The sequence below is a fragment of the Geminicoccus harenae genome (assembly GCF_019800005.1).
Taxonomy (GTDB): Bacteria; Pseudomonadota; Alphaproteobacteria; order Geminicoccales; family Geminicoccaceae; genus Geminicoccus; species Geminicoccus harenae.
On sequence record NZ_JABGCL010000057.1, the window covers coordinates 1 to 16,865 of the forward strand.

General features: G+C 74.6%; 4 protein-coding genes. All 4 read left to right on the forward strand.

What is annotated here, in order from left to right; translation table 11 throughout:
• A partial coding sequence (locus HLA95_RS25480) for a SagB/ThcOx family dehydrogenase (RefSeq protein ID WP_222184935.1) occupies window positions 1-1,207 on the forward strand: 1,207 nt, incomplete at its 5' end.
• Window positions 1,204-6,720, forward strand: coding sequence for a beta-ketoacyl synthase N-terminal-like domain-containing protein (locus HLA95_RS25485; RefSeq protein ID WP_222184937.1), 5,517 nt, complete (start codon window positions 1,204-1,206; stop codon window positions 6,718-6,720). The genes HLA95_RS25480 and HLA95_RS25485, both read left to right, overlap by 4 nt.
• On the forward strand, window positions 6,717-15,986 hold the full coding sequence (locus HLA95_RS25490; RefSeq protein WP_222184939.1) for an SDR family NAD(P)-dependent oxidoreductase: 9,270 nt from the start codon (window positions 6,717-6,719) through the stop codon (window positions 15,984-15,986). The genes HLA95_RS25485 and HLA95_RS25490 overlap by 4 nt, the downstream gene beginning before the upstream one ends.
• Window positions 15,973-16,865 (forward strand): beta-ketoacyl [acyl carrier protein] synthase domain-containing protein (locus HLA95_RS25495; RefSeq protein ID WP_222184941.1); only part of this gene is annotated, 893 nt, incomplete at its 3' end. The genes HLA95_RS25490 and HLA95_RS25495, both read left to right, overlap by 14 nt.

Below are 16,865 nucleotides of genomic sequence, written 5' to 3' on the forward strand. Positions count from 1 at the left end.
TGCCGCCTTGCCCGCCCCCGGCCAGCCGCACAGCAAGACCCTCCATGCCTTCGTCGTGCCGGAGGAGGCCGCCGGTAGCGGGTTGGACAAGGCGATCCAGATCCTGGAGCGGCCGGGCCGCCGGCAACTGGATGGCCGCCCGCGCGTATCACTCGGGGACCGCAGCCCGTCCGCCGAGTTCGCCCGCCGCCGCTCCGTGCGCAGCTTCGCCGACACGCCCGTGCCGCGCGGCGCCCTCGACGGCCTGCTCGGCCGCCTGGCGGGCGAGGAAGGCGGGCTGGTGCGCCACCGCTACCCGTCCGCCGGCTCCCTTTATCCGGTCCAGGCCCATCTGCTGGTGAAGCCCGGCCGGGTGGACGGCATCGAGGGCGGCGCCTACTACCACGACCCGGTCGACCATGCCCTGGTCCGGCTGGCGCCCGACCTCCCGCCGCTCGGCACCGGCCACCCGCCGACCGCCCGGTCGCTGGACGAGGCCGCCTTCCTTCTGCTCCTGGTGGCCGACCTCGCCGTGCTGCGGCCGACCTATGGCGACGCCGCGCGCGACTTCTGCCTGCTGGAGGCCGGCTATCTCGGCCAGTTGCTGATGACCGACCTCCCGGACACGCTGGGCCTCCTGCCGGTCGGTGGGCTGCAGGTGGCAGGGCTGGCCGAAACCTTGGCCCTGCACGGTGATCAGGTGCTGGTCCATGCCCTGGCCGGCGGCGTCCCGGATGCCGCAAGCCGCCACGGCAGCCTCGCGGCCGACTTGCAGCGCCACTTGGCCCGGCATCTGCCGGACTACATGGTGCCGCGCCGGATCACGCTCCTGCCCAGCCTGCCGCTCAGCGCCAATGGCAAGGTCGACCGACAGGCCCTGCGTCCGCCAGCCGAGCCCCTACCAGCCGCGGCCAGCGCCGAGACCGAAGTGGTCCGCGCCCTGGTCGGCGAGATCCTGGGCAGCAATGCCATCGGCGACCACGCCAACCTGTTCGACCTGGGCGCCACCTCGCTGCATCTGGTCCGGCTCCAGTGCCGCCTGGCCGAGCAGCGTGGCGGGCGGGCGCCGGCCGTGGTCGACCTGTTCCGCCTGCCGACCGTCGCCGACATCGCCCGGCATCTCGCCGAAGCCCCGGCCAGTGCTGCCGTGGCCGACGGCAACGCCCGCGCCCAGCGCCGCCTGGAGGCGCGCCGCCGCGCCCTGCCGCAGGACCGGCAGGCCCGATGAGCGGATCGATCGCGATCATCGGCATGGCCGCCCGCTATCCGGGCGCTCCCGACCTCGATGCGTTCCGCGACCTCCTGTTCGCGGGCCGCGACGCGGTCAGCCGGATCGGCCCCGACGAACTTGCCGCCGAGGGCGTGCCGGAGGCGCTGATCCGGGACCCGCACTACGTGGCGGCCGCCGCCGTGCTGGACGGGATCGACCGGTTCGACGCTGCCCGCTTCGCCATCCCGCCGCACGAGGCGGTGCTGATGGACCCCCAGCAGCGCGCCCTCCTGCAGGTGGCCGCCGACGCCCTGGACGATGCCGGCCTCGATCCCGGACAGGGCGGCCTGGCGATCGGCGCCTTTGCCGGTGCCGCGATCAGCACCTACCTGCTCACCCGCCTGGCCCCGCACGTCCTGGCCGGCCCCAGCTCCGCCGCCCAGCTCACCGCGATCACCGGCAACGACAAGGACTATGTGGCGGCCCAGCTCGCCTACCGGCTGGACCTGCAGGGCCCGGTCGTGAGCGTGCAGACTGCCTGCTCCACCTCGCTGGTCGCCGTGCACCTGGCCTGCCAGAGCCTGCTCAACGGCGAATGCGACGCCGCCCTGGCCGGCGGGGTCAGCATCCGCGTCCCGCACCGGGTCGGCTACCTCCACCAGTCCGAAGGCATGCTCTCCCCGTCTGGCCGCTGCCGCAGCTACGGCGCCGAGGCGGATGGCACGATCTTCGGCAGCGGCTGCGGCGTGGTGGTGCTCAAGCGCCTGGACGACGCGCTGGCCAGCGGCGACCCGATCCGCGCGGTGATCCTGGGCAGCGCCATCAACAATGACGGTGCCCGCAAGGTCGGCTTCTCCGCACCCAGCCAGGAGCGCCAGGCCGCCGTGGTCAGCGAGGCCATGGCCGTGGCCGGGATCGGCCCGGACGGGATCGGCTGCATCGAGGGCCACGGCACCGGCACGCCGCTGGGCGACCCGATCGAGGTGGCGGCCCTGGCCGGCATCTTCGGCGGCCGGCCGCAAGGGTCCGTGGCGCTCGGCTCGGTGAAGTCCAATATCGGCCATACCGAGACCGCCGCCGGCATCGCCGGCCTGATCAAGGCCGTCCTGATGCTGGAGGCGGGCCGCCTGGCGCCGACCCTGCACGCGGCCCAGCCGAACCCGCGCATCGGCCTGGAACGCACCCCGTTCCGCCTCCTCCAGGTGGCCGAGCCCTGGCAGGGGCCGCGCCGGGCCGGGGTCAGCTCGTTCGGCATCGGCGGCAGCAATGCCCATCTCGTGCTGGAAGCCGCCCCCGCCCCGGCACCCCGCCGTCCCCGCCCGGCGCCCACGCCCGGCCGGCGCTACTGGTACCTGCCGCCCCGGCAGCCGGGCGACCTGCTCTCCGCGGCCACCGCCAGCGGGCAGGGCAGCTTCCTGCACGAGGCCGACCTGTCGCTCGCGACCGATCCGCTCCTCGCCGATCACCAGGTCAATGGGCGGGTCCTCCTGCCCGGCGCCGCCTATCCCGTGAGCCTGCTCGAGCGCGGCATCACGGCTATGGAAGGCCTGGCCATCCATGCGCCGGTGGAGATCCCTACCGAAAACGGCATCCCGTTCCGCCTGGTCCTGGAGCCCGGTCGCCGCGCCCGCTGGTTCTGCCAGGTGAACGACCACTGGCAGCCAGCCGCGGAAGCCGGCCTGCCCGCCGCCGCGCCCGGCCTGACCGGTCCGCCCGACATCGCCATCACTGGACAGCTCGATGCCGAGGCCTGGTATGCCCGGCTCGACGCCGCCGGCCTCCGCTTCGGCCCGGCATTCCGCTCGCTGGCCGAGGTCGCGACCGCTGCGCAGGCGGCCAGGGTCCGGCTGCGTCCGGGCTGCCCGCCGCTCGCGATCATCGATGCCGGCCTGCAGGCGGTCGCGGCGGCGTTCGCGGGTGAGGGCGGCGGCTACCTGCCCACCGCCTTCGGCCGCCTGGACCTCGACCCCGCCATCGCCAGCGCCACGACCGCCACCGCCCGGCTCGAAACGACCGGCGACGGCAGCGTCACCGCCGGCATCTGGTGGACCGACGCGCAGGGCCGGACCGTGGGCCAGGCCCAGCGGGTCGTGTGCCGCAAGGCCGCCGCCCCGGCCGACCCCTTCTACCGCCTGGCCTGGCGGGCGGAGGTCCCGGACCGGATCGCCGCCGTCCACGAGCGGCTGGAGCGGATCGCCGCCGGCTTTGCCGCGCAGGCCGGCAGCGTCGCGGAGGTGGCACCTCGTCACCAGCGCTATGCCGCCCTCCTGGCCTGTCATGCCGCGGAAGACCGCCGCTTCCCGGCGCCGGCCGAGGAGGCGGCGCGCCTGGCCGACGAGCATCCCGACCATCGCCACGAGATCGAGCTGGTCGCCCGCACCGGCCGCGCTCTGCCCGAGATCCTGGCCGGCCGGCGTGACGTCCTGGACATCCTGTTCGATGGCGATGGGCCGACCGGCGCCTATGCCGGCTCTGGCCTGACCGACGCGGTCAACGCGGCGGTCGCCGCCGTCGCCGCCGGCACTTCTGCCAAGCGCGTGTTGGAGATCGGCGGCGGCACCGGTGCTACCACCGCGGCGATCCTGCCGGTGCTGCCCAAGGACGCCGACTATCTGTTCACCGACATCGGCAGCGCCTTCCAGGGTGCGGCGGCCGTGCGCTTCGCCCACCACCCGGGCTTTCGCACCGGCCTGCTCGACATCACCGGCGACCCAATCGCCCAGGGCATGGCGGCCGGCAGCTTCGACCTGATCATCGCCGCCAACGTCCTCCATGTCGTGCCGGACCTGCGCCTAGCCCTGGCGCAGATCACCCGCCTGCTGGCCCCGGGCGGCCGCCTGCTCCTGGTGGAAGGCACGGCCTCCGTCGCCCGCCTCGACCTGGTGTTCGGCGCCACTGAAGGCTGGTGGAGCTTCGCCGACCCGCTGCGCCCGGACCACCCGCTGCTGCCGGCGGAGCGCTGGCAGGGCCTGTTCGGCGAAGCCGGCCTGGCAGCGCCCGCTACCGTCTTCCATTCCGGCACCCAGGCGGTCCTGACCGCCGTCCGCCCGCCGGCCGGAACCTGGCTGGCGCTGGGCGGCCATGCCGGGATCGCGGCCGGGCTCGGCCTGGACTGGGCAGCACGACTGCCGGACGGGCCGGTCGAGGGGGTCGTGGCCCTGCCGGCCCTGGCCGGGCTTCCAGCACAGGAGGCACTGGCCCAACTCACCGCCCTGACCCGCGAGCTGGCGCTGCAGGCAGCGCCGCCACGCCTGCTGGTGCCGACCCTGTCCGCCGAGCGTGTCGCCGCCAATGAGCGCGCCTCAGCGGATGGCGCTGCCGTCACCGGCTTCGTCCGCACCCTCGCCCTGGAGCATCCGGAGCTGCGGCCGCGCTCGGTCGACCTGGAGGCCCTGGATCCCGCGGCACTCGCCGCCGAGATGGCGCTGGCCGATGCCGAGGACCGCACGGCCTGGCGCGGCGGCCGCCGCCTGCGCGCCCGCCTGGAAAAACTGCCGCCCAGGCCGGCACCCACATGGCGCCTGCGCTCCGACCTCGGCCGCGAGCCGCTGCCCCGGCCGGCTCCCGGTCCCGGCCAGGTCGTGGTCCGGGTGCTGGCGGCCGGGCTGAACTTCAAGGACGTGCTGATCGCGGGCGGCCTGGTGCCGGCCGACCACCTGGGCGGCGAATGCGCCGGCGAGATCGTAGCCCTCGGCAGCGATGTCCAGAGCTTGGCAGTGGGCCAGAAGGTGATCGCGGTCGGCGCCGGTGCCCTCGCCCATTACCTGGTGGCCGACCAGGCCCTGGTCGTCCCGCTGCCGCCCGGACTGTCTGCCGCACAGGGTGCTGCCCTGCCGGTCGCCGGCGTCACCGCCTGGCATGCCACGCGCGGCCTGGAGCCCGGCCAGCGCGTCCTCGTCCACAGCGCCACCGGTGGTGTCGGCCAGTTCGCCCTGCGCCTCGCCAGGGCGGCCGGTGCCGAGGTGGTCGCCACGGCCGGCACCGATGCGCGCCGCACCTGGCTGCGTGCCCAGGGCATCGCCGAGGTCCACTCCTCCCGCGACACCGCGTTCGCCGCCGCGGCCCCGGTGGATCGCGTCATTGGTGCTGTCGCGGGCGAGGTGCGCCACGCCAGCCTGGACCTGCTGCGCCCGGGCGGCCGCTTCGTCGAGCTCGGCCGGGTCGACCTGCTGACCGCTGAGGAGGTGCACCGCCTCCGGCCGGACATCGCCTACGAGCTGGTGGAGCTGGACCGGGTGGACGCCGCCGCCTTCGGCCGGCTCCTGCGCGAGCTGGTCGCGGCCGTCGCCGCCGACGCGACCCTCCTGCCGACGCTCACGACCCTGCCACTGACAGAAGCCGGACAGGCACTGGCCGCACTGCGCCAGGCGGAGCATCTGGGCAAGCTCGTCCTCCTCCCGGACTGGCCGGTCCCGATCCGCGCGGACGGCACCTATCTCGTCACCGGCGGCCGCGGCGGGATCGGTCCGGACGTGGTCGAGTGGCTGCGCGAGCGGGGTGCTGGTGCAGCCCTCACGCTGAGCCGCACCCCCTCCGACCTGCCCGGTGCCATCACCGGCGACGTGGCCGATCCCGCCAGTCTGGCACGGGTCGCCGACCACATCGCCGAGCACCGCCTGCCGCCGCTTCGCGGCGTCATCCATGCCGCCGGCGTCCTGGCCGACCGTGCGATCACGGGCCTCACGCATGGCGAGATCGCCGCCCCGCTCCGGGCGAAGCTGGCCGGTGCCCGCGCGATCGCCAGCTTCTGGCCGGACCTTGAGCTGTTCCTCGCCTTCTCGTCTGCCGGTGCTGTGCTGGGCTCGCCCGGCCAGGCCAGCCATACCGCCGCATCGGCCGCCCTGGACGCCTTCACGGCCGGCCGGGGCGTCACGATCGACTGGGCCGCCTGGGCCGGCAAGGGCGCCGCGGTGGCGCGTGGCACCGATGCCCGCCTCGCCCGGATCGGCGTCGGGACGATCGACCGCGCGACCGCGGTCCGTGCCCTGGACCGGGCACTGGACCGCGACGCTGCCCATCTGGTCGTGCTGCCGATCGACTGGCAGACGTTCCATGCCGAGGCCGCCCCGCCCGTGCTGGCGGAACTGCTCCTGCCCAGGTCGGTCCCTGCCACATCCGGGGACGCGCCGGCCCCGCCGGAACGGCCGGCGATGCTGGGGCTCGATGCGCTCCGCCGGCAGGTGGTGGAGACCTGCGCTCGGCTGCTGCCGCCCGGCCAGCCGCTCGACCCGCGCCGGGCCCTGACCGACCAGGGCATGGACAGCCTGGGTGCGCTGGAGCTGCGCAACCGGCTGGGGCAGCTCGTCGGCACCCGCCTGTCCGCCACTCTTCTCTTCGACCATCCGAGCGTGGAGGCCCTGGTCGCCCATCTGGCGGCGGAACAGGGGCTAGCGGTGCCGCAGGAGCCGGCAGCCCCGCCCGCCGCCGCTGCGCTGCCCCCGCCCGCCGCCGACCCGGACAATCTCGACGACGCCGCCCTGGACGAGGAGCTGGCGCGGTTTGAGCGCATGCTGGCAGAGGACGACGCGTGAGCCCTGACGACGAGCGCAGCATCAAGCAGCAGACCCTGCGGCTGCTCGGCAAGATGCAGGCCCGGGTCGACGCGGCCGAGTCGCGCCTGCGCGCCCCGGCGGCGATCCTGGGCATCGGCCTGCGCTTTCCCGGTGCCGATACGCCCGACGAGTTCTGGGCGGCACTGGCGGCAGGGCAGGACCTCGTGCGCGAGGCGCCGCCCGAGCGCTGGAAGCTCGCCGACCCGGCCTCGCCCGCGCGCTTCGGCGGCTTTCTCGACGAGGTCGACCGGTTCGATGCCGACTTCTTCGGCATCAGCCCGCGCGAGGCGGCGTCGATGGACCCGCAGCAGCGCCTGGTCCTGGAGGTCGCCTGGCATGCGCTGGAGGATGCCGGGATCCGCGCCGACCTCCTGGAAGGCAGCCGCACCGGCGTGTTCCTCGGCATCTGCACCGCCGACTATGGCCGGCTGGGCGATGCCGGGACCCGCAGCGAGGACGGCTATGCCGCCACCGGCGGTGCGCCAGGCGTGGCCGCCGGCCGGCTCGCCTACGCGCTGGGCCTGACCGGCCCGGCCCTGGTGGTCGACACCGCCTGCTCCTCCTCCCTGGTCGCCACCCATCTGGCGATCCAGGCGCTGCGCGCCGGGGAATGCGACCTGGCGATCGCCGGCGGCGTCAACCTGACGCTTGCCCCGTTCGGTGCGGAGACGCTGGGCCGGATGCAGATGCTGGCCCCGGACGGCCGCTGCAAGGCGTTCGACGCCCGGGCGGACGGGTTCGTGCGCGCCGAGGGCTGCGGCATCCTGGTGCTCAAGCGCCTGGGCGACGCGACCCGCGACGGCGACCGGATCCGTGCCGTGATCCGCGGCAGCGCCGTCGGCCAGGACGGCCGCTCCGCCGGCCTCACCGCACCGTCGCGCCCGGCCCAGGAGGCGGTGATCCGCGCAGCATTGGCCAATGCCGGGATGGAGCCCGGTGAGGTCGACGCGATCGAGGCGCACGGCACCGGCACCGCCCTCGGCGACCCGATCGAGATGCACGCGCTGGCCCGGGTGTTCGCCGGGAGCGACCGGCCGCTCTTCGTCGGCTCGGTGAAGAGCAATATCGGCCATGCCGAGGCGGCGGCCGGGGTGGCCGGCCTGATCAAGGCGGCACTGATGGCCGAGCGCGGTGCGATTCTGCCCTCCATCCATTTCGAGCGGCTGAACCCGCATGTCGAGCTGGACGGCGTCGACATCCGCGTGCCCGTCGTGCTGGCGGCCACACCGCCGCGCGCCATCGGCGTGAGCAGCTTCGGCTTCAGCGGCACCAACGCCCATCTGCTGGTCGGCCCGCCGCCCCCGGCCGCCGCGCCCGCCGTCGCCGCTGACGAAACGAACCCGGGCCTCCTGATCTCGGCGCATACCGAGGCGGCACTGCAGGCACTGGTCGCCGGGTACCGGCGGATCCTCGACGCCGACCCCGCTTCGTTCCCCCGGCTCGCCCGCGCCGCCGCCCACCAGCGCGCCCGGCTGCGCTGGTGGGTCCATGCCTTCTCCGCCGCCGATCTGGCCACCGCCGCTCCCAGCCAGGCACCCCATCCGGCCGTCGACGCCCCGGCGGGCCCGCACGTGCCGCTGCCGCTCTACCCCTTCCAGCGCCAGCGCTTCTGGCTGGACACTGCCGGCGCTACCGCGCGTGCCACCCGTGATCCGGACGGCGCGACGGTGCTGGAAACCCAGCTCTGGCCGGGCGCACCGCTGGTCGCCGAGCATGTGGTGAACGGCCGGCCGCTCCTGCCGGCCGCGGCGATCCTGCTGAACCTAGCTGCCGCCGCCACCGCCGCGGGCCAGAACGGCAGCCTCGCCGACATCGAGTTCCTGGCCCCCGTCGAGGTCCGCCATCCAAGGCGGCTGCGGACAATGGCGGACCAGACCATCCGCTGCTTCGTCGAGGACGAGACCTGGCAGCTCAGCGCCCAGGCCCGGCCGGCCGAGCCGGCAGCAGCGCCGGGAACGGCCGATCTCGACCAACTCCACGCCGCTTGTCCCGACCCGGTGGACCCGGCCGCGTTCCATGCCTGGCTCACAACGACCGGGCTGCGGTTCGGCCCGACCTATGACACCCTGCGTCAGATCCGTCGCGGCCCTGGCCAGGTGCTGGCCCGGCTGGAATCGCCACTCCCGGAGATCGCGCTCGACGCGGCGCTCCGCGCAGTAGGCACGCTTCATCTGGGTACCGGCGGTGCCGTGCGGATCCCTGCCCGGATCGGCGCTTTCCACCGGTTCGCCCCGCTGGAAACGGCGCGCTGGGTGTCCGCCCGGGTGGCGGAGCGGGACGGGACGACCCTGGCCACGCTCGACCTGTTCGACGAAGCCGGCCAGCCGGTCGCCCGGGTCGAGCGGCTGGAACTGCGTGCCGCCGCCGCACCGGCCGAGATCTGGCGGGACTGGCTCCACGCGGTGCGCTGGGAGCCGGGGCCGGATCTCGCCGAGGCCGCGGCGATCACGGCACCGCTTGTCGGCAGCGCCGAGCATGGCCGCCGCCTGGATGCCCTGGCCGCCCGCTATGCCCGCGACGCGGTCAAGGCGGTTGCTGAGCCGACCGTGGCCCTGCGCCATCTGCCCCTCTACCGCCAGCTCCAGGTCCTGGCGGCCCATGCCGAAGCGGCCGAGCCCCCGGAAGACGGGCCGGAACTCGACCTCCTGCACCGCTGCGGCCGAGCACTGCCCGCGATCCTGCAGGGTCAGACCGATCCGCTGGCCGTGCTGTTCGCCGATGGTGGGCCTGCAGCGATCTATCAGGACGCCCCGGCCTACCAGGCCGGCAACGCGCTGGTGGCGCTGGCCGCCCGCTTCGCCGCCCATCCGGCCGGCCGTCTGCGCGTGCTGGAGATCGGTGCCGGCACGGGCGGCACCACCGCCGCCGTCCTGGACGCCCTCGGGCCGGAGCGGACCGACTACTGGTTCACCGACGTTTCCCGGAGCTTCCTGGAGCAGGCGGCCAGCCGCTTTCCCGGACTGGAAGCCCGCCTGCTCGACATCGAGCGGCCCCTGGCCGGCCAGGACATCCCCGAGGGCCAGTTCGACCTGGTCGTGGCGGCCAATGTCCTCCACGCCACTGCCGACCTGCGCCAGGCCCTCCGCCATGCCGCGTCGGCGCTGCGCCCCGGCGGCTCCCTGGTGCTGCTGGAAACCACCACGCAGGGCGGCTGGATCGACCTGGTGTTCGGCCTGACCGAGGGCTGGTGGCGCTTTGCCGACCGCGACCTGCGCCAGGCCTACCCGCTGCTCACCGAAGCCGCCTGGACGTCCCTGCTGGCCGAGGAAGGCTTCGACATCCTGCCCCTGCCGGGCCCGCATGGCGTCCTGCCCGGCCAGACCGTCCTCCTGGCCAGGCGGCACCAGCCGGTCCGGGTCGTGGCGGACCCGGGCCAGGGCAGCGTCGCCCAGCGCTGCATGGCCCTGGTCGAGGCGGTCCGCGCCTTGCCTGCCACCACACGCCGTGTCGTGCTGCAGACCAGGAACACCGCGACCGATTTGGGTGCCGCCGCGCTTTGGGGCATGGCGCGCACGCTGCGCCGCGAGCGGCCGGAACTGGACATACGCTGCCTGGACCTCCCCGACGGTGCGCCCGAAGCGGCCCTGGCCGAGGAGGATTTCGCGGGCGAGGCCGAGATCGTCCGAACGGGCCGGCAGCGCCTGGTCCCGCGCCTGGCCGCCGTCCAGCTGCAGGGCGAGCAGAAGTCGCTCGATCCGGACGCCTGCTACCTCGTCACCGGCGCCTTCGGCGGCCTGGGGCCGGTGATCGCCGAACATCTGGTGGATGCCGGTGCCCGCCGCCTCCTGCTGGTCGGCCGCACCCTGCCTGCCGGTGATGACCGCTTCGCCGCCCTGTCCGCCCGCGGCGTCGAGCTGCGGCTGGAAGCCTGCGATCTGGCCGATCCCGCGGCGCTGAGGGCACTCCTGGCCCGGGCCGGGCCGATCCGCGGCGTCGTCCATGCCGCCGGCCAGCTGGCCGACGCCACGTTCGACCGCCTGGACCTGCACAGCCTCGAGCAGGTCCTGCGGGCCAAGGTGGATGCCGCCGACCTCCTGGACCGGTGCCTGCCCGACGCCGACCCGTTCATCCTGTTCTCGTCGGCCGTGGGCACGTTCGGCTCCGCCGGGCAGGCCGCCCATGTCGCCGCCAGCCTGGCCCTGGACGCCATCGCGCGGCGCCGGCGGGAGCGGGGTGCCGCGGCGGTCAGCATCGCCTGGGGCGCCTGGGACCGGATCGGCGCCGCAGCCGGCCGCACCGACCTGCACGGCCGGCTCCAGGCCCAAGGCCTGGGCACCATCCCGCCCATCGCCGGCCGCGCCATCCTGGATTCCGCCCGCGGCAGCGACACCCCGACCTTCCTCGCCTTGCCGATCGATCGCCCGGCCTTTCTCGCGAGCTTCGGCACGGACCGCCTGCCCGACCTGCTGGCCGACTGGCAGCCGGCTACAACCAGGCCGGCCGAACCGGCGAGGCTGCCTGACCCGTCCCCGGCACCCGTGCAGTCCATGGCGGCGACGGTGGCAGCGGAGGCCGCCCGGATCCTCGGCCATGCCGATCCCCGCCGGCTGCCGACCGGGACCAGCCTGTTCGAGCTGGGCCTGGACTCGCTGATGGCGGTGCAGTTGCGCAATCGCCTGTTCGAGCGGTTCGGCGAGCCCGCCGCCAGCACCACCCTGCTGTTCGACCACCCGACCCTCGATGCGCTGGCCACCCATCTGGAAGGAGCCGCCCGCCCGGCCGCTCCGCCCACCGCGGCACCGAAACAGTCCGCTAATGAGCCCATCGCGATCATCGGCATTGGCTGCCGCTTCCCCGGCGGCGGTGCCGATCCCGCTTCGTTCTGGCAGTCGCTGCTGGAAGGCAGCGATGCGATCGGCCCGCTGCCCGAGCTGCGCCGCGAGCTCCCGGGCCACGAGGGGGCGGGGCTCGAGGCCGGCTTCCTGCCCGACATCGCCGCATTCGACCCGACCTGGTTCGGCATCTCGCCGCGCGAGGCGCCCTATATCGACCCGCAGCACCGCCTATTGCTCGAGGTCGCCAGCGAGGCGCTGGCCGATGCGGGCCTCGACCCGAGGGACGTGGCCGGCAGCCGTACCGGCGTGTTCGTCGGCATGTGCAACTACGACTATGCCGCGATCGCCGCCGCCGGCGACCAGGTGGAGGGCTATGCCGGCACCGGCTCGGCGCCATCGATCGCGGCCGGCCGGCTCGCCTACACGCTAGGGCTGAACGGCCCGGCCCTGGTTACCGACACCGCCTGCTCCTCCTCGCTGGTGGCCGTCCATCTGGCGGTCGGCAGCCTGCGCGCCGGCGAATGCGGCATGGCGATCGCGGGCGGCGTCAACCTGATCATGGGCGGCGGCACCACCACCGCCCTCGGGCAGCTCCAGATGATGGCGCCCGACCGGCGCTGCAAGGCGTTCGACGACCGGGCCGATGGCTTCGTGCGCGGCGAGGGCTGCGGCTTGGTCCTGCTCAAGCGCCTTTCCGACGCCGAGCGCGACGGCGACCCGGTCCATGCCGTGATCCTGGGCTCCGCCCTGAACCAGGACGGCCGCTCCGCCGGCCTGACCGCACCCAGCGGTGCCGCGCAGGAGGCGGTGATCCGCGCCGCCCTGGCCAATGCCGGTCTGGAGCCGGACACGATCGACCTGGTGGAGGCGCATGGCACCGGCACAGCACTGGGCGATCCCATCGAGGTCCATGCCCTGCGCGACCTGTTCGGCGCGCGTTCCCGGCCGCTTTGGGTGGGGGCGATCAAGACCAATATCGGCCATGCCGAGGCGGCCGCTGGCATTGCCGGCCTGATCAAGGCGGGCATGGCGCTCCGTCACGGCGTGCTGCCGGGCAACCTCCATTTCCGCCGGCTGAACCCGCACATCGCACTGCACGACGCCGACCTGCGCTTCCCCGCCGAGCCGGTGCAGGGCCCGTTCCGCCACGCCGGCGTCAGCTCGTTCGGCTTCAGCGGCACCAACGCCCATGTCGTGCTCGCCGCCCCGCCGGCCGGAACGGTGGCGCGGCCACCGCTGCCGGCACCCGCCTTCCAGCGCCGCCGCTACTGGGTCGAGCCACGCCGCCAGCGCAGCCTGCCCAGGGCAGCCGGCCACCCGCTGCTCGGCCGCCGCCTGCGTTCCGCCGTGGCGCAGCGGCAGTTCGAGCAGCAGTTGGACCCGACTAGCCCGCCCTGGCTGGCCGACCACCGGGTCGAGGGCCGGGTGATCCTGCCGGCCGCGGCGATGGTCGAGATGATGCTGGCGGCCGTGGACGGGCCGGATCCGGTCCGGCTGACCGATCTCGCCTTTCATGCGCCGCTCGACCTCGGCACCGAGCCGGTCCTGCACACCGTGCTGGACCCCGATGCCCGGACCGTCACGATCTTCCACGTGCCGGATGACGATGCGGCACCCTTCGCGAAGCTGGCCGAGGCCCGCTTCGGCACCGCACCGGCTCCCGAACCAGTCGAGCTGCCGGCCGAAGGACAGCAGCTCGACCCATCGGCCCTCTACGTCGCCTTCGCCCGCAGCGGCTTGGCCTACGGCCCGGCCTTCCAGGGGCTGGCCACACTCCACCGCCAGGCCGATACGGCCGTGGCGGAGCTGGCGCATCGGCCGGACTCCGCCTTCCGCCTCGATCCCCGGTTGCTGGACGCGGCCTGGCAGGCCCTGGCGGCGCTGCTGCCCGAGGACACGGACGGCACCTGGCTCCTGGCCGGCGTGGAACGGCTGGACTGGTTCGGCGGCACGCCCCGCCGGGCTCTGGTCCGCAAGGCGGGGCCGCAGCGCTTCGACGCGCTGCTCCTGGACGAGGGCGGGCGCGTCGTGGCGGCCTGCCATGGCATCGGCATGGCCCGGATCGCCCGGGCCGGCAGTGCCGCCGCGATCCACGATCTCCGCTTCTCGCCGGTTCCGCCGGACGCCCCGGCCGATCCCCGCCCGCGCCGCATCCTCGACCTGCGCGGCCAGTCCGATCCATTAGCCTTGTTCGGGCAGGTGCTGGCTGCCGTCGCCGAGGAAGCCGCCGCCGCAGCGTCGCGGCCCCTGCTGCTCCTGACCGATGGCGCCTTCTCCGGCACCGATCCCGCCCAGGCCGCCGCGATCGGCCTTGCCGGCACGATCGCCGCCGAACTGCCCGAGCTCGACCCGTGCCTGCTCGACGGCAGGCCGGAGGTGGTGCCGCCGCTGCCGGCCGACCCGGCCTTGCGCCTGCTCTGCCTCCGGAACGGCCAGCTTGCCTGCCTGGAACTCGAGCCGCGCGAGCCGGCCGAGCTGCCGCTCCCCGCCGGCAGCTTCGCCCTGCGGCGCGACCAGGCCGCCACCAGCCGCTCGCTCGCCTGGGAAGCCCGCACGCCGCCCAGGGCCGGGCCGGGCGAGGTCGTGGTCGAGATCGCCGCGGCCGGCATCAACTTCCGCGACGTGATGAACCTGCTGGGCCTCTATCCGGGCGATGCCGGGGCGCCGGGCGTGGAATGCGCGGGCGTGGTCGCCGAGCTCGGCCCGGGCGTCACCACGCTGCGGGAAGGCGACGTGGTCGTCGCGATCGCCGCCGGCTGCTTTGCCGACCGGGTGGTGGTCGATGCCCGCTTGGCCCGGCCGGTCCCGCTAGGCCTCGACTGGAGCAGCGTCGCCGGCCAGCCCGTCGCCTACCTCACCGCCATGCTTGCCCTGGAGGGTCTCCGGCCAGGCGAGCGGGTGCTGGTCCATGCCGGAGCCGGCGGTGTCGGCCATGCCGTCCTCGCCCTGGCCCGTGCTGCCGGTGCCCGTCTCGTCGCCACCGCGGGCAGCGCGGCCAAGCGCAGCTATCTGCGCAGCTTCGGCGATATCGAGGTCCACGATTCGCGCAGCCTGACCTTCACCGCCACCCGGCCGCCGGTCGACCGCCTGATCAACTGCCTGACCAGCGACGCCATCCCGGCCTCCCTCGACCTGGTGGCGCCGGGCGGCCGCTTCGTCGAGCTGGGCCGCGCGGGGATCTGGAGCGAGGCGGCGGCCAACGCGCGGCGCCCCGACATAAGCTACGAGATCCTGGCGCTCGACCGGCTGATCACGGCCGACCCGGCCCGGGTCGGCGCCATGCTCGACCAGGTCCTGGCCGGGCTGGCCGACCGCAGCCTGCCGCCGATCCCGGTCCGCCCGCTGCCGCTCCCCCGCCTGCCGGAGGCGGTGCGCGAGCTGGAAGCCGCGCGCCATGTCGGCAAGCTGGTGCTGCGCCGCCCGCGTTTCCGCCCCGACGCCACCTATCTCGTCACCGGCGGCACCGGTGCGCTGGGCCGGGCACTGCTGGGCTGGCTCGCCGAGAATGGTGCCCGCCACCTCCTGGTGCTGGCCCGCCGCCCGCAGCCGGTCACCCTGCCGGACGCCCGGGTGCGGGTAGTTGGCGTCGACATCGCCGACGAGCCCGCCGTCGCGGCGGTCCTGGCCGGGCTCGACCACCCGCTGAAGGGCGTCTTCCACCTGGCCGGCGCGCTGGACGACGGCGTCCTGTCCGCCCAGACGCCGGAGCGGCTGGTCACGGCCCTGCGCCCCAAGCTGGAGGGTGCCCTGGTCCTCCACCGCCTGACCAGCACCGCAGCGCTCGACCATTTGGTCCTGTTCGGCTCGCTGGCCGGGCCCGCCGGTGCCGCAGGCCAGGCCAACTATGCCGCCGCCAACGCCGCACTGGCCGCACTCGCCCGCCGCCGGCAGGCGGACGGCCTGCCGGCACTGCTGGTCGATTGGGCCGCCTGGTCCGGCTCGGGCATGGCCGCCGGCCGTGCCGGGGCCGCGATCGCACCGGCGGCGGCCCTGGAGGCGCTGGGCGAGCTGCTGTGCGGCACCACGCTCGAAGCCGCGGTGCTGCCCGCCGCCGCGGTGGCCGCCGTGACCACGACCGCGGAACCGGTCCTCGACCTGGACGGGCTGCCCGCCAGTGAGCGCCGCTTCCGCCTGGACGAGCTGGTTCGGTACCATGCGCGCCAGGTGCTGGAGCTGGGCGACCTGCCACTCGACCCGGCCCGGCCGCTCACCGAGCTGGGCCTCGATTCCCTGATGGCGGTGGAGCTGCGCAACGCCCTGGTCCGTGCCCTGGCCCGCCCGCTCCCGCCGACCCTGGTGCTGGACCATCCGTCGGTCGAGCTGCTGACCGCCCATCTGGCGACCCTCTGGACCGAGCCGCCGCCCGTGCCTCCGTCGCCGCCACCGGCCAGCCCGACCCAAGACCCGCCGGCCGACGACGCCTCGGTCATCGACGAACTGGAACAGGAGCTGCTCCGTGCCGGCTACTGAACGCGACCTGAACCAGGCCGGCGTGGCCGCCGCGCGCCGCGCCCTCGCGATGATCCGCGACCTGCAGGCCAAGCTCGCCGCCGCCGAAGGCGCCGCTTGCACCCCGATCGCCGTGGCCGGCCTCGCCTGCCGCTACCCCGGCGCGGACGACCCCGACAGCTACTGGGCGCAGCTCGCCGCAGGCCGCGACGCCATCACCGAGGTCCCGCCGGAGCGCTGGGACATCGACACCTGGTACGACCCGGACCCTGACCGCCCCGGCAAGATGTCGTCCCGCTGGGGCGGGTTCCTTCGGGGAGTCGACCGGTTCGACGCCGCCCATTTCGCCATCACCCGCCGGGAGGCGGAGGCGCTCGATCCCCAGCACCGGCTGCTGCTGGAAACCAGCTGGCACGCGCTGGAGGATGCCGGGATCGCGCCGGATTCCCTGTTCGGCAAGCAGCTCGGCATCTTCGTGGGCCTCAGCACCAACGACTATGGCACGCTGCTGGGTGCCGGCCGGGGTGCCGAGTGGATCGACGCCTATGCCAGCATCGGCAATGCGCAGAGTGCTGCTGCCGGCCGGCTCGCCTACAGCCTGGGCACCCATGGCTCGACCCTGGTGGTCGACACGGCCTGCTCGTCCTCCCTGGTGGCCCTCCATCTGGCGATCCAGTCCCTGCGCACCGGCGAGTGCGAGGTGGCGCTGGCCGCGGGCGTGAACCTGATCCTCTCGCCCGAGCTCACCATCAACTTCTCCAAGGCGCGCATGCTGGCCGCGGACGGCCGCTGCAAGCCGTTCTCCGCCGGTGCCGACGGCTATGTCCGCGCCGAGGGCTGCGGGGTGGTGGTGCTGCGCCGTGCGGCTGCCGGGGTGCGGGCGCGAGCGCTGGTGCTGGG